This window comes from Ruegeria sp. BF10 (assembly GCF_056538725.1).
Genome location: NZ_JBQFTR010000004.1, coordinates 227530 through 242904 on the forward strand (window position 1 = coordinate 227530; position 15375 = coordinate 242904).

Consider the following 15375-nt stretch of genomic DNA (forward strand, 5'->3'; position numbering starts at 1 on the left):
TCACAACCTCAGAAGAGTTTCCATAAGCTCGTCAACAACCGAGATGACACGGGCGTTCGCGGCATAGGTCTGTTCGACCTGCATGAGCCGTTGCAGTTCCTGATCGGTATCCACGCCCTGCGCGGCCTCGATCTGCGCCATTTGCTGCTGGAAGCTGTTTGCAAAAGTCTTGCGTTGATCCGCGGCATGGGCGTGTGCGCCCGCTTTCGACAACAGGGCCTCGGTCAACTCGGCAGCGCGCATGTTTCCCGTGCCGAACAGCCCGCCGGGTACCGGGCGTGCGTCGTTCAATGTGTTCCCGAACGCGCGCAGTTGAGCCGCCTGCCCGGGGTCACCCGGTGTTGCGGCACCCAGACCCGCGCGCAGTTTCCAACTGTCCCCGCCATTGTCAGGGTCGACCGTCGAATTGAGTGAGATCCGTGATGCAAGTCCGACAACAGATGCAGGATTGAATCGGTTGCCGTCGTCGGTGAACAGACCGGGATCTGTCGCAAGAGCGGTCGAATCCAAACCGGGCGTTTCAAATCGTTCGATCAGGTCCCTTGCAACCGTGTCGAGCTGAACTTGTGCCTCGACTGCCAAATCGTCGCGAATGGTGAACTGCGCCATCAGTGCCCCGCCGCGGATTTGAGCGTTGTCTCCGCTTGTCCGCACCGGGTTGCCGTTCATCTCCAGACCGGACAACAGACCATTTGCCACGGTCATGTGAGGCTTTGTTTCACCGGTTGTGGAAAAAGTGAACTCCGAGGCCGTGCCTTCCAGCAGGATCAGCCCGCCCTCCGAGTACAGGGATACCTGATCATTGGCGCGGGGCACGACATTGACCGGGATCAGGGTATTGACCTGGTCGATCAGGACATGCCGCTGGTCCAGCAGGGCACCGATGTCACCGCCAGAGTTTTGAATGGCAGGAATCTTGGCGTTCAGGTCTTCGATATCTTTCAGAGTCTGATTCAGGGTTTCGATCTGAGCGCCAATTTTTCGATCAGCATCCGAGCGTGCCTGGCGTACGCCTTCTGATGCTGCGTTCAGCTCGTTGGTCAGATCGCGGGCCGAGCGCGCAACCTGATCCAGCCGTTCGATCGAGTCAGGCAGACTGGCCGCCGTGATGAAGGCGTTTTCCAACGAGGACAGACGAGTCGACAGCGAAGGGCCGTCATCAGGAGACCCCACCAGCTGTTCGAACCGAGCGTGAAAATCTGAAACGTCCGACCGCAAGGCGAGTTCAGCATCAGACGAACGTCTGTTGGCTGTCAAAACCGGATCCTGATGCCGGATCACGCCTACGGTGCGTACGCCATTTCCGGATATAGGGCTTGTTGCAAGCTCGAGGGACCGGCGCGCATAGCCGGGGGTCAGCGCATTCGCGATGTTTCCGGACACCACAGCGGCCCCGCGACTGGCCGCAGTCAGCCCGCCCAGTGCGTTATTGAGTGCTGTCGACATGTTCATGAGGCCGCTCCTTTCTTTGGGTCAGAGCTGGATTAACGTTTCAGGTTTGTCGTTTCCTGCAACATCTCGTCCACCGTCTGGATCACCGTGGCGCTGGAGGAGTAAGCACGTTGCGTCTGAATCAATGAGGTCAGCTCGGTCGCTACATCCGTGGTGGATTCCTCACGCGCGAAAGAAACAAGATCCCCAGTGGGGCCTTCGCCCGCATTCCAAAGAAAGAACGTACCGCTTTCACGGGAAGGCGCGTAAGTTTGGCTGTCCAGCGCGGTCAAACCGTTGGGATTGGGGACATCTGCCAGCGGAATCTGATACATTCGGCGGCTGACGCCGGTGTCGTACAACGCATAGACATATCCGTTCTCATCAACCTGGACGCTGGTCATTGTGCCAACGGCAGAACCATCTCGTGTGATCGAAACGGGCGCGAACGTATCGGACAATTGGGTTATACCGTCTGCATCCCCGATCAGGCCAATATTTACCTCCATCGGTCCGCCGGCGACGTTGACCATGATACTGCCCGTTGCTGGATCATAAGCACCGCCTGAAACAGCTGTGACGCTGGCCAGAGTGCCACCTGCCGTTCGGTTGTCGGTGAATGTCAGCGTGTATTCACCGATGATCGCGCCACCCGAGGCCGAGTCACGCAAGACCATGGTCCATTCGTTGCTGCTGCCGGTTGCGGGAACAGTTGGAACCAACTGGATATCGACGCTTTCAGACTTGCCGAGATTGTCGAAATACTCAACTGACAAAGGTTGAATGTCGCCCGGCGCGCCCGCATCTGTCGCCGTGGCCGGAAGGTTCATACGCAGTTTCATTTCCGTGGTTGGGGAACCCGACAGCTGATTCACGCTGAGCTGAATGGGTTCAAGCGCGGCGGGTGTGTCGCGCGAAACCGGTGGAATAGTGCCATCAGGTGCCGCCCGCCACCCCAGAAGAACAAGACCGGATTCGGTAACCAAATACCCCTCGTCGTTGGTGCGGAATGACCCGGTTGTTGTCAGCAGCATCTCGTTCGAGCTATTCCCGATCTGCGAACTGGGGCGCACAGGCAACATGCCGCGCCCGCGAACTGCCAGATCGGTTGAGTTGCTGGTCGTGACCAGGGGCCCGCGTTGATCAATCATGCGCTGGCTTGTCGTCCGCACGCCGCCTGCCGAATAGCTGCCACCCTGGCCCGACGTGACCATTGAATGAAAATCCGTCTCGACCCGTTTATACCCATAGGTCGAAGAGTTCGCGATGTTGTCGGAAATCGTCGCCAACCTGTTGGCATTGGCTTTCAGCGCCGCCACACCGGCATTGAGCGAAGAGGAAATGGTCATGGGTGCGCCCTTCTGTTGCGTCCGTCTTTGATGCAACAGGTAACGCGCTGCCCCTTAACAGCGCGCTAACATGTAAAATACGCTCTATCATTTAGGGCTGGCGCAGGAAGATCACTTCGATCCTGTTGTTCCGCGCAGCCATGGGATTTTCGGCGAACAGTTCTCTGTCGGCATGGCCCGTAACACGATCCATCCTTTGTGCCGCAACGCCCTTGTCTTGCAGCAACTGGCGCAATTTTTGGGCCCTTGCCGTGGACAACTCCCAGGCTGTGTTGCGCGCCTGTACGACCGGAGATGCGCTGACATTCCCTTCGACAGCGATCGAATTGACGACAAGATCCGAGGCTCGGGCGAGGATCAGGGCCAGGGAGCGCAGAAAGCTGGTTGGTTTGTCAGAGCCCGATTCGAACAATGCCTGATCGTCGGTGTCGAACAGTTCCACCACCAATCCTTCATCTGTGACCCGTGTGACGATATGCTTGAGCAGCTTGTCCGAGACCTCGCTTTCACCCGTGCGCCCCAGCAGTTGCGCCTCCAACGTAGTGAAGTCTTCCTTGTTCCCTTTGCCGCCGCCCTCGGCATTCACTCCGATCGAGCCGCGGGCCTGATGCGATTCGGTCGGGTGTGTGGTCGTGGCACCCTGACCGTCCCGCAGCAGCACTTCTTCAGACAGCATGCTGTCGCCGCCAAACGCCCCGTCTCCGCCGCCGGATTCCGGGCTCAGCGGGATTGTTGGCGCGAAATAATCCGCCAACCCTTTTCGTTGCTGTTCCGTTGTTGCGTTCAGCAGCCACATCAACATGAAGAAGGCCATCATGGCCGTCACAAAGTCGGCATACGCGACTTTCCACGCGCCACCGTGATGGCCATCGCCACCCGATACACGCTTCTTCTTGATGATGATTGGCGCCGCATTGGTTTGCGCACCCATCTCCACCACCTTTTTATCACCCGACTATCGGGATAGCAGCGCAGGTCTTAAGGTGGCCTTAACACTTAAAACTGTTCAGAGTTCGCTAACGCGGCAGGCCGGCCGAAGCACGGCGCAGAATCAGGGACAGCCGGTTAAAGCTGTTTTCAATCCCTTCGGAATCGGGTTTGCCGAAAAATGCGTCCAACTCCTCATGAACGCGCACGGCCTGATCCAAGAGCGGGTCTGATCCTTCTGAATACAGCCCGGCCTTTATCATGACTTCGGATTGTTCGTAGCTGCCGACAAGTTTGCGGGTTTCGTTGATCATCTGGTTCTCGGCCTCGGACGCGGCCTCTGGAAGGCTGCGGGATACGGATTTGCTGAGGTCAATGGCCGGGAAGCGCCCGCGTTCGGCAATCTCGCGGCTGAGTACGATATGCCCGTCCAACACACCGCGCAGTATGTCGGCGATGGGTTCATCCATGTCGGAGCCCGCAACCAGGACACTGAATACGGCGGTGATATCACCCTGCTCCTGCGTGCCGGGGCCTGCGCGTTCACACAGATTGGCAATCAGGGGGGTGACAGAGGGCGGATACCCTCGGAGCGACGGGGCTTCGCCCATGGCAACGGCGATTTCACGGTGCGCTTCCGCGAAACGGGTTACCGAATCGGCCAGAAACAGGACGTTCAGCCCCAGATCCCGCAGAAACTCTGCCGCCGACATGGCCGACCACGCGCACCGTCTGCGCGCCAATGCAGACTGGTCGGACGTCGCGGCGACTACGATAGTGCGCTTCATGGCTTCCGGGCCTATGGCGCGGGCAACAAATTCGTTCACTTCACGCCCGCGTTCGCCGACAAGAGCCACCACAACCACGTCAGCCTGCATGAAGCGCGCCAGCGTCGACAGCAGCGTTGATTTCCCCACACCCGATCCCGCAAACAACCCAACGCGTTGACCGCGCACAATCGGCAGCATGGTGTTGAGAACGGATAGTCCGGTGGCCATCCGCTTTCCCAATGGCTTGCGCGCCACCGCAGGCGGGGGGGCTTGCATGATATCGCGATCCTGTGGCCCGTTCAGCAGGGGTTTTCCGTCCAGCGGTTTGCCAAACGGATCAATGACGCGCCCAAGCCAGTGCGTTGCGGGCGCGAATCCAGGCGAGGGATCAAGGTACACACGGTCCCCGAGGCTGACACCGTCAGGGGCGGACCCCGGAATCATGTGGATATGGTCTGCACCGACATGCAGCACTTCACCGGCCAGATCGGGCCCCGCGCGCCGCCGCAATGTAAGCAGGTCTCCGATTCGCGCATGTTCATTGAGGCCACTGATCTCGATCAATCCTTGTGCGACACCACTGACCAGGCCGACGTGGCGGATCGAAGTCATCCGATCGAATTCATGTTTCAGAAGCATCGGGTCGAGATCAGACATCTTGGGTTCTCCAATTGGGTTCTGAAAACGGTTTCTAAAGGAATCGGGGTTAAGCCTTGATTGAAATTGATCGAGGGAGAAGCCCCGATGTTCTATGACTTGAACGTCCTTAAGACTGCGTACGCAATGGCAACCCATGCCGGGCAACGGCAGGCGGTGATTGCGCGCAACATGGCCAATGCGGATACGCCGGGCTACCAGCCGCGCGATATCGAACCCTTCCATACAGCACTTGAAACCTCGGGACGCGAAGTGACCATGGTGGCTACGCGGCGGGGTCATCTGCACGGCGGTACAGGTGCGCAGCCCTGGGCAGAGCATCAGGCCGTTCCGTCGGGTGATCCAAATGGCAACGGTGTATCGCTTGAAGAAGAGATGCTGAAATCGGTCGAGGTCAAACGACAGCACGACCGCGCGTTGGCGATCTACAAATCCTCGATGAACATCCTTCGCACCAGTCTGGGACGTGGATAAGGGGGCCGAGGATGAGCGATTTTTCCCACTCATTGGCTGCATCCGCCAGCGCCTTGCGTGCGCAGGCAGCCCGTCTGCGCCACGTGTCCGAAAACATATCGAATGCGGATACGCCCGGGTATCGGCGCAAGACGGTGCCGTTTGAGACCATAGAAAAAGATGGTCAGAACGTGGTGCAAGCCGGCCGCGTAAAGCTTGATCGACGCGACCTGACACGAATTTTCGACCCCGGCCACCCGATGGCAGATGCCAGTGGTCACTATCTGGGATCGAATGTCGATCTGATGATCGAAATAGCCGACGCGCGCGAGGCGCAACGGAGCTACGAAGCCAACCTCAAGATGTTCGATCAAACACGGCAAATGTCGTCGTCATTGATGGAACTGCTCAGAAAATAAAGGACAGCCAGAATGGACATCCGATCATTGAACGCCGCGCAGAATTATGCCGGCGCCCGTCCTGCAACCCAGGCCGACCCAGATCACTCGGGCATGGTGCAGGGGCTGAAGGCAAGTTTTCAGGACTTTGCATCCACGTTGAAACACAGCGAGCAGATGTCGCAGACCGCGATGGTCGGGCAAGCCGACCCGCACGCGCTGGTGCAGGCGCTGGCACAGACCGAACTGGCCGTTGAGACAGCTGTGATCGTTCGCAACAAGGTGGTCGAGGCCTATCAGGAAATCCTTCGGATGCCGGTCTGATACGATGCTGAGCGAAGGTCTTTTCTATGACATCGTGCGTCAGGCTCTTTGGATCGCCGTCATCACATCGGTCCCGATTCTGGCAGTTGCTCTGGTGTCAGGCCTGGTCGTTGGTCTGTTTCAGGCTCTGACGTCGATACAGGAAATGACGCTGACCTTTGTTCCCAAACTGATCGCCATCGTCGTCGTGTTCTGGATCTCGATGGGGTTCATGACTCAGACCCTTGTTACGTTTTTCACTGGTACGCTTGTTCCATTGATCGCAGGAGGTCGCTGATGGACACCGCCTATGTCACCCTGTCCCGCCAGTCCGGGCTGATGAATGAAATGCGCCTGGTGGCGAATAACATCGCAAATGCCAACACGACCGGTTATCGCCAGCAGGGGCTGGTGTTCTCGGAATACATTCGAGATATGCCGAACAGCCCCTCCCTCTCCATGAGCCGGGCCGAGGCGCGAAATACGTCAATGCAACAAGGCGTGCTGACGCAAACCGGCGGGCAATTTGATTTTGCCATCGAAGGCGACGGTTTCTTCATGGTCGAAACCCAGGATGGCAACCGGCTGACGCGAGCTGGCAGCTTTTCTCCCAATGCCGATGGCGATCTGGTTTCAATGGATGGCGCGCGCGTGCTCGATGCCAATGGCGCGCCTGTGTTCATCCCGCCTGACGCGGCGTCAATCGATGTCGGCAGCGACGGAACGCTGAGTGTCGATGGTCAGCTTCTGGGTCAGCTGGGCGTTTTCAACGTCGCCGATACGAACGAACTTGTACGCGAAGGAAACACTCGTTTCCGCACCGACGGTGCAATTGAGCCGGTCGACGAGCCGGTGGTTTTGCATCGCTTTCTCGAAGGGTCAAACGTGAATGCGATTCAGCAAGTGACCCGTTTGGTGGAAATCCAGCGCGCCTATGAGCTGGGGCAAAGCTTTCTTGAGAGTGAAGATGAGCGCGTGCGTGGAGCACTCAAGGCGCTGATGCGCTGATTTGGATGAGGAGAGTTGGACATGCGGGCCCTTAAAATTGCCGCCACCGGGATGACAGCACAACAGATGCGGGTCGAGACGATCTCGAACAACCTCGCGAATATGAATACCACCGGCTACAACGCCCGACGGGCCGAGTTCGCCGACCTGCATTATCAACAGATGGCGCGGGCCGGCACCGTGAATGCGTCGGACGGAACGGTTCTGCCCACGGGTATTCAACTGGGTCTGGGTGTGCGACCGGCAGCGGTGACAGTGCAATTGGAACAAGGCGCCTTGTCGGCCACCGGGAGCGATCTGGATGTTGCAATCGAAGGTCGCGGATATCTGGAGGTGACCTTGCCCAGCGGTCAGGCCGCTTATACGCGCGACGGCAGCTTGAAGCGGTCGGCGGAAGGACTGATCGTTACCTCTGACGGGTTTGCGGTTTCGCCTGAAATCACCATCCCCGACGATGCGCGTTCTGTTTCGATCAACGCGTCGGGCGAGGTCTATGCATATTTTGACGATTCCCCCGAAGGTCAGTTGCTTGGCGAGTTTACGCTGGCCAGTTTTTCGAACGCCAAAGGGCTGGAAGCCGTCGGAAGCAATCTGTTCAAGGAAACCGAAGCGTCCGGTGCTCCGGTTCTGGGTACGCCAGGCGAAGACGGTCTGGGAACTTTGCGGCAGGGATATCTGGAAGACAGCTCGGTTGACGCCGTTCGCGAAGTTACCGAGCTGATCGAAGCGCAACGCGGCTATGAGATGAATGCCAAAGTCATCACCGCGGTGGACCAGATGATGAGCGCGACAACGCAGGTACGGTGATGCGACATCTGGTTCTTTCTCTGGTGCTGCTGGCGCCAATTGCCGCCCAGGCTGACATCGTGGTGCCGACACGCACGATCCGGGCCAAGGAAGTCATTTCTGCGGCCGATCTCGAGTTGAAGCCAACAGATGTTGCGGATGCAATTTCAGACCCTGACCTTCTGATCGGACAAGAGGCCCGGGTGGCGCTCTACCCCGGTCGGCCAATTCGCGGCTCTGATGTCGGGCCACCTGCCATCGTGGATCGAAACGATCTGGTCGTGTTGGTGTTCAGCAGCCAACCCTTGTCGATCACCACAGAGGGCCGGGCCTTGGGGCGCGGTGCGGCGGGGGATCGCATTCGGGTCATGAACCTTTCATCCCGAACAACCGTAACAGGCCGAATCCGTCCGGACGGTCAAATCGAGGTACAGTGATGCACGGATTGCCAAAAACCCTTGTCCTGACGGCTTTTGTCTTGTCCGCATGTGGTCGAATGGATCATTTGGGCAAACCGCCAAGTTTCACACCCAACGAGGATTCCCCGGAACAGGTTGCAATGTTGTGGCCGGGTTTGCCATTGCACACCCAACCCCAGCGAAACGTCGACCGGTCCTCTTTGTGGAGCGGCGGGCAGCATTCGCTTTTGGGCGACCAGCGCGCGATCAAGAAAGGCGACATCCTGACCGTTGTCATCGAGTTGGACGAGAAGGCCGAAATTTCAAACAACACCAGACGATCCAGATCCGGGTCCGAGAATCTTGAAGTCCCCAGCCTCTTTGGCCTGCCTCAGCGTGTACAAAAGAACCTGCCCCAGGGTGCGTCCTTGGATGAAGCCGTTTCGATTGAGGCAGATTCCTCAAGCTCTGGCCGCGGATCCGTCAGGAGAAACGAAAAACTGACTCTGCGTGTTGCCGCAACAGTGCTGGATGTGTTGCCGAACGGAATTCTTTCAATATCGGGATCCCAGGAGTTGCGGGTCAACTTCGAGCTGCGAGAGCTTCTTGTCACGGGATATGTCCGCCCGCAGGACATCTCGCGGCAAAACGAAATAACCTATGACAAAATCGCGTCAGCGCGCGTGTCATATGGCGGCAGAGGGCAGATAACGGATGTCCAGCAACCCCGCTATGGTCAGCAAGTTCTTGATTCCCTTTTGCCGTTCTGAGGTGAGACCGTGGTTGCGAAATTGATTCCCGTGATTTTTCTGATTGTTGGACTCGGCGCGGGTATTGGCGCGGGGCTGGCTTTTGCACCTGCGAAAAAACCTGAAACCGCGGTTGCCGAAGAAAAAGCAGTCAAAGAGGACAAGGCGGCCGGCAAGAAAACAGGAAAATCAAAGGAAAAGGGCGAGGCGAAAAGCTTTGAATATCTGAAAATGACCAAGCAATTCGTCGTCCCCGTTGTGAAAGACGACCAGATCGAAGCCATGGTAACGCTGTCGCTGAGCCTTGAGGCGAACCCGGCAATTACAGAAACCTATTATGCAATCGAGCCTAAACTCAGGGATGGCTTTCTTCAGGTTCTTTTTGACCATGCAAACACGGGTGGTTTTGACGGGGTTTTTACAGAATCCGGGAACCTGGATGTATTGCGGAAATCCTTGCTGGAAGTGGCGCGCAAAGAATTTGGCGACGACGTGTCCAAAGTGCTGATCCTGAGTGTAAACCGACAAGACAGCTGACACTGGTCAGCCCGAAACTTCGGGCCGGTCAAGCTATGGCCCGAAGTGCTTTCTGGTTTTTGCTTTTCGGTTTGCCTGCTGAACTTTCTTCCGCAATGTTTCCACTGCTTGTTTTCGCCCAAAAGCAGCACGTAAAGCTTCCATTCCGGCCAGTTTCTGCGCGCGGGTTCGTGCCAGTTGCAGGTTCAATTGTCTCCGCGTCGCGGACTCCCAACTATTCCAGAGAACGTCGGTACCTGAAACCTGATAGCCTTCGACCTTGGTGCTGTCTTGGCGCGCCTGATGGAGTTGACTGTCCAATCTGGCAAGTTGCTGCCTGATCCGTGCCTCGGCCTCCAGGATCGGTCGCAGCGCTTGAAACTGCTTCTGAAACGCTGCGTCGGTCACTTTTTCCAGATCGGGTAATTGCGTGCGAGTCATCGAACTTGCTCCTTCGCGCGTTTCCGCATCGCTTCGGCAAACCGGATCGCGGCGGCAACAGGACGATAGTGCTCTTCGGCGATCTCCTGACCTATGTCCACGGTCGCGTGAAGTGCGCGCGCTGTGGGAGGGTCCGAATGGATCGGAACGCCTGCTTCTCCTGCGGCGGATCGGATGGTGGCGGCGATTTCGTCCACCCCCTTGGCAACACAAACCGGGGCGCTGCCCGCAACCCGTGTCCATTTCAGCGCCACGGCATAATGGGTGGGGTTTACGATCACGACATCCGCGCCGGGAACATCTGCCAACATTTGGTTGGTTGCGATTTCCTGTGCACGCTGGCGCCGGTGTTGTTTGACATGGGGGTCGCCCTCGGCATCCTTGGTTTCATCCATGATCTCCTTGCGCGACATACGGTTCTTGCGCATGTGCTCGGCATATTGCCAAAGGAAATCGACAACCCCGATGGCCAGTGCGATTGCGATCACGATGAACAGAAAGCGAAACAGCAGGTTCATCATCAGCAGAATGGATGATTTTGCCGGCGCCGAGCTGGCAGACAGAATCTCGGTTAGATTGACCTTCAGAAACAGCGCAAGGCAGGTGCCGTAGATCAACAGTTTGGTGGTGCTTTTGGCAAACTCGAACAACCCGCCCCGCCCGAACTTGTTCTTTGCGTTCGAAATCGGCGAGATACGCGAAAGTTTTGGTTTCAGTTTGCTTGGGGCAAAGATCAGCGCGCGCTGGGCGATCAAGTTCAGCAGAACAGCCGCGGCAGGAAGGCAGAACAGCAAAGCAACAGGCAGCAGGGCACTTTTCAAAACCCCCGCAACCGGAGCATGCGATGGTCCATCCGTCAGAAGCCGTGCAAATGCGTCGGACTGATCGATCAGGACCATGAAAACGGTGCCCATATGCTCGACGGTGTATTGACCGACTGTAAGCAGGGCGATCAGAAGCCCGGTATATGCCGCCACAACCGACAAGTCGTTGGATTTTGGAACCTCACCTTTCTCGCGCGCTTTCAGCAGTTTTTGCGGTGTCGGTTCGTATGACTTGTCGCTTTCGTCATCACCTGCGCTCATCTTTGCGCTCCCATCGGGTTGGTGAAGAAAGCGACCAGCACGTCAGCCCACACGGAAAGGATCAGCGGTGTGCCTGCGAACAGCAGAAACAGCCCAGCAAAGGTAATCGCCGGAGCACCGACGAAGGCTACCATCAACTGCGGCATTGCCCGGTTGATGACCCCAAGTGCCAGATTGTAGATCAATGAGGCGATGACGAACGGCGTTGCCAGTGCAAAAGCCAGCCCAAAGCTGTTGGCGACCTGATGCAATCCCCAGCGCGACACATCCGAGGCTTTGGGTGCCAAACCTATTGGAAACAGGGCATAACTCTGGATCAGGAACTGTGCGGCCCGGACGTGCAGGTCCATGATTACCGCGAGTGTCAGCCCTGCCAGGGTTAGCAGGTATCCCATGGCGGGGACCGGATCGGCCGCCGCGCCACCCAGCAGTTGCGACAATGACGTGGACTGAGCCGCAATAGACCCTGCGGTTTGCAGTGCGAGAACGAAAAGGCGCAAGCCTATCCCAAGGACAAGCCCGATCAGAACTTCGGTGCCGACCAGCCGCACGGTCGCCCAAAGGCTGGGGTCAATTCTGACGGGAGGCGCAGCGGGCAGTATGATCAGCGTGAAAGCAACGGAAGCACCAAGCTTTACCCGTGTCGGAATACTACGTTCACCGAAAGCTGGGAGCAGCGAGACAAGAGCGGAGACGCGCAGAAACACGACAAAGGCCTGCCACATTGCTTCGGCCAGCTGCGACAGCATTTCTGGCGGCAGGGCAATCACGCTGCAACAGTTCCGACCAAGGCAGGTTTGGCTTCCAGCCCGATTTCTTCGAAGGACAAAACCGGGTTGGACACGCCGCGTGCCTGCATGACGGTGCGCAGCAACCGACGGCGCCGGGTCGAGGTCACGACAGCCGGAAACAGGCCGTTGTCAGCGGATTTGGCGATGCTGTTCACAACTCCGTCGGCCAGTTTGTTGAACACGTTCGGGGGCAGCGCGACGTCCATGCCGGTATTTGGGGCGTCGATCTGGTAAGAGGCGAATGTGTCCTCCCATTCCGGGGCCAACTGGATCAGAGGGATCGAACCATCCTCGCGCTTCATGTCCGCGACCAGCTGAAAGCCAAGACGCTGACGCACCAGTTCACAGATGCCTTCGGGCTGGGTTGTGGTCAGCCGCGCCTCGGCGACACTTTCAAGGATCAGCGCCATGTTCCGGATCGACACACGTTCGTCAAGCAGCAGGCGCAGAACCGCGTGCAAAGTGTCGATCGGCACTTTGTCGGGGATCAGTTCATCCAGCAGTTTGCGGTTGGCTTCGGCGCGTACCGGGTCGCTCAGACGGGTCATTTCCGACAGCAGGCGACGGAGGGATTTCAGGGTCAGCAGGCGCGAGAAGTTCTGTTTGATGATCTCGAGCAGATGGGTGGCAAGAATTTCGGGCGGTGAGACTATAGTGGCTCCATTCAGCGCGGCGTCCTCCTGATCCTTGGGCAGGATCCAGCGTGCCGGAGCACCATAGACCGGCTCGGTCACGTCATTGCCCTCCGGCAAAAGGTCAAAACCGTCCTGCACGAGCGCCAGGATCAGATCGGGGTGCAAGACACCGCGTGCCTGTTCGACGCCCTGAACCTTGATCACATACGTTCCGGTCGGCAGGTCGGCGCGGTCGGTCAAGCGGATTTCGGGCAGGATCAGGCCAAAGGTCGACGCCACATAGGTCCGCATATTGGCAATTCGGGCGTCCAGCCCGGTGCCCGGATTCAGAACCATGCTGACCAGATCCGGCGCGAACTCCAGATGGACATCATCCAGGTCCAGGATGTCGCCGATAGCTTGGGATGTCGGCGCTTCGGTTTCGGTCGAGGGCAGGTTTGCCGATGCGGTTGCGTCTTTCTGTTTTCGGTGAACATTGTAAGCCGCGTATCCCAGAATGGCCGCGCCAAGGATGAATGGCAGAAAAGGGAGACCGGGCACCAGTGCGAACAGGACCATGAGCACCGCGACAGTGGACAATGCTGCCGGGTGGCGGCCGAGTTGAGAAAAGATGGCGGTGTCTGTTGCCCCCTGCGTGCCGCCCCGTGCCAGCAGCAGGGCAGACGCTATGGAAATGATGACGGCGGGAATTTGCGACACCAACCCGTCGCCGACGGTCAGAATCGCATAGGTTTCGAACGCCGAGGCCACGGGCATTCCATGCACGACGACGCCCATGACCAGGCCCATGACGAGGTTCAGCAACGTGATCAGAAGCCCGGCGACGGCGTCTCCCTTCACGAATTTCGACGCACCATCGAGAGAGCCAAAGAATGTCGTCTCCTGCTGTTCCAGCTCTCGCCGTTCCTTGGCTTGCTGATGATCGATTGCCCCGGCGGACATATCGCTGTCGATCGCAAGTTGTTTGCCGGGCATCCCGTCCAACGCAAAGCGTGCGCCTACTTCGGCCATGCGGGCAGCGCCCTTGGTGATGACCATGAAATTCACGATCAGCAGAACGCCGAACACCACCAGCCCAAGAAAAATGCTGCCGCCCATGACGAAACTGGCAAAACCTTCGATCACGTCTCCTGCCGCATTCGGGCCGGTGTGCCCCTGCCCGATGATCAGTTTCGTCGACGATACATTCAGCGACAGGCGCAACATCAGAGACGCCAGCAGAATCGTCGGGAAGGACGAAAAGTCCAGCGGGCGTTCAATGAACAGGGTCAGGGTGAAGATCAGGATCGCCAGCGCAAAAGAGGCCGCCAAACCCACGTCCAGAACCCAGGCTGGCATGGGCAGGATCATCATGACGATGACCGTCATCAGCGCAATCGCCAGCAGGACAGTAGGCGAAAACAGGGACTGGATGTCGATCTTGGGCACGCGAAACTCCTAATTGAAGGCGATAAACGCTGTTGCGGCACCTGCGGCTGGCACCAGAGACCCAAGCGCGCCGGTCCGGGGCGATGCCGCCGGAATGGGGATCAAGGGGAGTCCGGCCCCGGTGAACGGATCCCGAGTTGTGGCCGCAACCCGGGTTCGGGGGCCCCCTTCGAGCTGTGCCAGCACCGTTTGAAACCGCTCTTTGTAAGCTTCGGCAAGGGGTGATGTGCGGGAATGGTAAGCCCCCGCTGCCGCGGGCCACGATCCAAGCTCGGCATGGAGTTCGTTCAGGAACCGGGCGGCGTAGGTTGCATTCTCATCTGGATCGAACATCGCGTCTATCGAACGGAAGGCTTTGCCGTGCCAGCGATAATTGATCTGAAAACAGCCCACATCAAAGCTGCGTGCGCCGGTTTTAAAGATTTTGAACGCATAGGCCTTGGCTTCGACCTCGGACTTGAACCAGTACCCCTGACCGCCGACATTGATCGTCCAGGGCCAGGGCTGCAACCGGCCGTCCAGCCTGCGCCCGGTTTCAACGCGCGAGATGGCGCGCAGCACGTCCAGGGGCACGCCTTCGGACAAAGCGGCGCGGCGCGCGGCCTGATCGCACAGGTCACCGGTTTTGGCATCTGGCATGGCAAACCCTGCCTGCGCCAAAAGCACATGCACCAACATGAGTAACAGCGGGAACTTCTGATTTGGCATTCTGCCGGTCCGGGATTCTGATCTGTCCCGGCCAAGCTAGCCAACGATCGGTTTACAGAGAGTTATCGCCGCTTCAATTTCGATCTATCCTGCGCCCGAACACGACGCTGGTATTGGTGCGCAGGACACCGGGGATCTTCGCCAGGTCGTCGACCAGAATGTCCAGATCCTCCAGCCTGGGCGCCTCCGCCGACAGCATAAGATCGAACTCTCCGTTGATCGACAGGCATAGCTTGACCTCGGGGTAGGCTTCGAGCCGCCTGATGATCCGGCTGGTTTCCTTTTGCTGCACTTCAAGCATGACGATGACCTGCACTTTCGGCGTGTCTTCGGTGGACCCGAGGCGCACGGAATATCCTTCGATCAGGCCACGCTGTTCCATCCGGTTTATTCGCTCGTGCACGGTTGTCCGGGCAACACCCAGCGTGGTCGCAATCTGCGTGGTCGAGGCGCGTGCGTTGGCTTGCAGGGCGGTGATGATGCGGCGGTCAAGCTGGTCCATTGGGGCTCTGGTTCGTGGTCATTCCGGGTTGAGATCAGAT

19 protein-coding genes are annotated in these 15375 nt (G+C 58.2%); 9 read left to right on the forward strand and 10 right to left on the reverse strand.

Going from position 1 to position 15375, the window contains the following annotated elements:
• The 4 genes from flgK to ACR0DJ_RS16175 all read right to left on the reverse strand — a co-directional run bounded on the left by flgK (window position 1) and on the right by ACR0DJ_RS16175 (window position 5116).
• Window positions 1-1452, reverse strand: a complete 1452-nt coding sequence (gene flgK, locus ACR0DJ_RS16160) for a flagellar hook-associated protein FlgK (protein WP_480685633.1) — start codon at window positions 1450-1452, stop codon at window positions 1-3.
• A 32-nt stretch (window positions 1453-1484) separates the two neighbouring features.
• Window positions 1485-2780: a flagellar hook protein FlgE gene (locus ACR0DJ_RS16165; RefSeq protein ID WP_480685635.1), complete on the reverse strand. Its 1296-nt coding sequence runs from the start codon at window positions 2778-2780 to the stop codon at window positions 1485-1487.
• Window positions 2781-2871: 91 nt separating this feature from the next.
• On the reverse strand, window positions 2872-3711 hold the full coding sequence (locus tag ACR0DJ_RS16170; RefSeq protein WP_480685636.1) for a flagellar motor protein MotB: 840 nt from the start codon (window positions 3709-3711) through the stop codon (window positions 2872-2874).
• Window positions 3712-3796: 85 nt separating this feature from the next.
• The gene (locus tag ACR0DJ_RS16175) at window positions 3797-5116 is read right to left on the reverse strand and encodes a FliI/YscN family ATPase (protein WP_480685731.1); all 1320 of its coding nucleotides are present in this window, start codon (window positions 5114-5116) and stop codon (window positions 3797-3799) included.
• Window positions 5117-5221: 105 nt separating this feature from the next.
• Between ACR0DJ_RS16175 and ACR0DJ_RS16180 the strand changes: the two genes are divergently transcribed.
• The 9 genes from ACR0DJ_RS16180 to ACR0DJ_RS16220 are packed head-to-tail and all read left to right on the forward strand — an operon-like array spanning window position 5222 to window position 9766.
• Entirely contained in the window at window positions 5222-5608 is a 387-nt protein-coding gene (locus tag ACR0DJ_RS16180; RefSeq protein ID WP_152459747.1) for a FlgB family protein, read from the forward strand.
• Window positions 5609-5619: 11 nt separating this feature from the next.
• Window positions 5620-6006: a flagellar basal body rod protein FlgC gene (gene flgC / locus ACR0DJ_RS16185; protein ID WP_170345698.1), complete on the forward strand. Its 387-nt coding sequence runs from the start codon at window positions 5620-5622 to the stop codon at window positions 6004-6006.
• A gap of 12 nt (window positions 6007-6018) precedes the next feature.
• Window positions 6019-6309 carry a flagellar hook-basal body complex protein FliE gene (gene fliE / locus ACR0DJ_RS16190; protein ID WP_171171810.1) on the forward strand — a complete coding sequence of 97 codons (291 nt, stop codon included), beginning with the start codon at window positions 6019-6021 and terminating at the stop codon, window positions 6307-6309.
• Between the two features lie 4 nt (window positions 6310-6313).
• A complete protein-coding gene (locus ACR0DJ_RS16195; protein WP_170345696.1) occupies window positions 6314-6586 on the forward strand; it encodes a flagellar biosynthetic protein FliQ in 273 nt (90 codons plus the stop codon).
• Window positions 6586-7296 carry a flagellar hook-basal body complex protein gene (locus ACR0DJ_RS16200; protein WP_171617376.1) on the forward strand — a complete coding sequence of 237 codons (711 nt, stop codon included), beginning with the start codon at window positions 6586-6588 and terminating at the stop codon, window positions 7294-7296. Before ACR0DJ_RS16195 ends, ACR0DJ_RS16200 begins: the two co-directional genes overlap by 1 nt.
• Before the next feature lie 21 nt (window positions 7297-7317).
• Entirely contained in the window at window positions 7318-8103 is a 786-nt protein-coding gene (gene flgG / locus ACR0DJ_RS16205) for a flagellar basal-body rod protein FlgG (protein WP_170345694.1), read from the forward strand.
• A complete protein-coding gene (flgA, locus tag ACR0DJ_RS16210) occupies window positions 8103-8519 on the forward strand; it encodes a flagellar basal body P-ring formation chaperone FlgA (RefSeq protein WP_171635646.1) in 417 nt (138 codons plus the stop codon). The genes flgG and flgA overlap by 1 nt, the downstream gene beginning before the upstream one ends.
• Window positions 8519-9250, forward strand: coding sequence for a flagellar basal body L-ring protein FlgH (gene flgH, locus ACR0DJ_RS16215; RefSeq protein WP_170345692.1), 732 nt, complete (start codon window positions 8519-8521; stop codon window positions 9248-9250). The genes flgA and flgH overlap by 1 nt, the downstream gene beginning before the upstream one ends.
• Before the next feature lie 30 nt (window positions 9251-9280).
• The gene (locus ACR0DJ_RS16220; protein ID WP_480686294.1) at window positions 9281-9766 is read left to right on the forward strand and encodes a flagellar basal body-associated protein FliL; all 486 of its coding nucleotides are present in this window, start codon (window positions 9281-9283) and stop codon (window positions 9764-9766) included.
• Between the two features lie 33 nt (window positions 9767-9799).
• On the opposite strand, the gene ACR0DJ_RS16225 is transcribed toward ACR0DJ_RS16220, so the two are convergent.
• The 6 genes from ACR0DJ_RS16225 to ACR0DJ_RS16250 form a co-directional block, all read right to left on the reverse strand.
• Window positions 9800-10186, reverse strand: coding sequence for a hypothetical protein (locus ACR0DJ_RS16225; RefSeq protein WP_480685639.1), 387 nt, complete (start codon window positions 10184-10186; stop codon window positions 9800-9802).
• The gene (gene flhB, locus ACR0DJ_RS16230; RefSeq protein WP_480685641.1) at window positions 10183-11271 is read right to left on the reverse strand and encodes a flagellar type III secretion system protein FlhB; all 1089 of its coding nucleotides are present in this window, start codon (window positions 11269-11271) and stop codon (window positions 10183-10185) included. Before flhB ends, ACR0DJ_RS16225 begins: the two co-directional genes overlap by 4 nt.
• Window positions 11268-12041, reverse strand: a complete 774-nt coding sequence (locus ACR0DJ_RS16235; protein WP_480685642.1) for a flagellar biosynthetic protein FliR — start codon at window positions 12039-12041, stop codon at window positions 11268-11270. Before ACR0DJ_RS16235 ends, flhB begins: the two co-directional genes overlap by 4 nt.
• Window positions 12038-14125: a flagellar biosynthesis protein FlhA gene (flhA, locus tag ACR0DJ_RS16240; protein ID WP_480685643.1), complete on the reverse strand. Its 2088-nt coding sequence runs from the start codon at window positions 14123-14125 to the stop codon at window positions 12038-12040. The genes ACR0DJ_RS16235 and flhA overlap by 4 nt, the downstream gene beginning before the upstream one ends.
• A 9-nt stretch (window positions 14126-14134) precedes the next feature.
• Complete coding sequence (locus tag ACR0DJ_RS16245; RefSeq protein ID WP_425079375.1) at window positions 14135-14833, reverse strand: transglycosylase SLT domain-containing protein; 699 nt, start codon at window positions 14831-14833, stop codon at window positions 14135-14137.
• A gap of 73 nt (window positions 14834-14906) precedes the next feature.
• Window positions 14907-15335: an Lrp/AsnC family transcriptional regulator gene (locus ACR0DJ_RS16250; protein ID WP_170345686.1), complete on the reverse strand. Its 429-nt coding sequence runs from the start codon at window positions 15333-15335 to the stop codon at window positions 14907-14909.
• Window positions 15336-15375 lie beyond the last annotated feature (40 nt).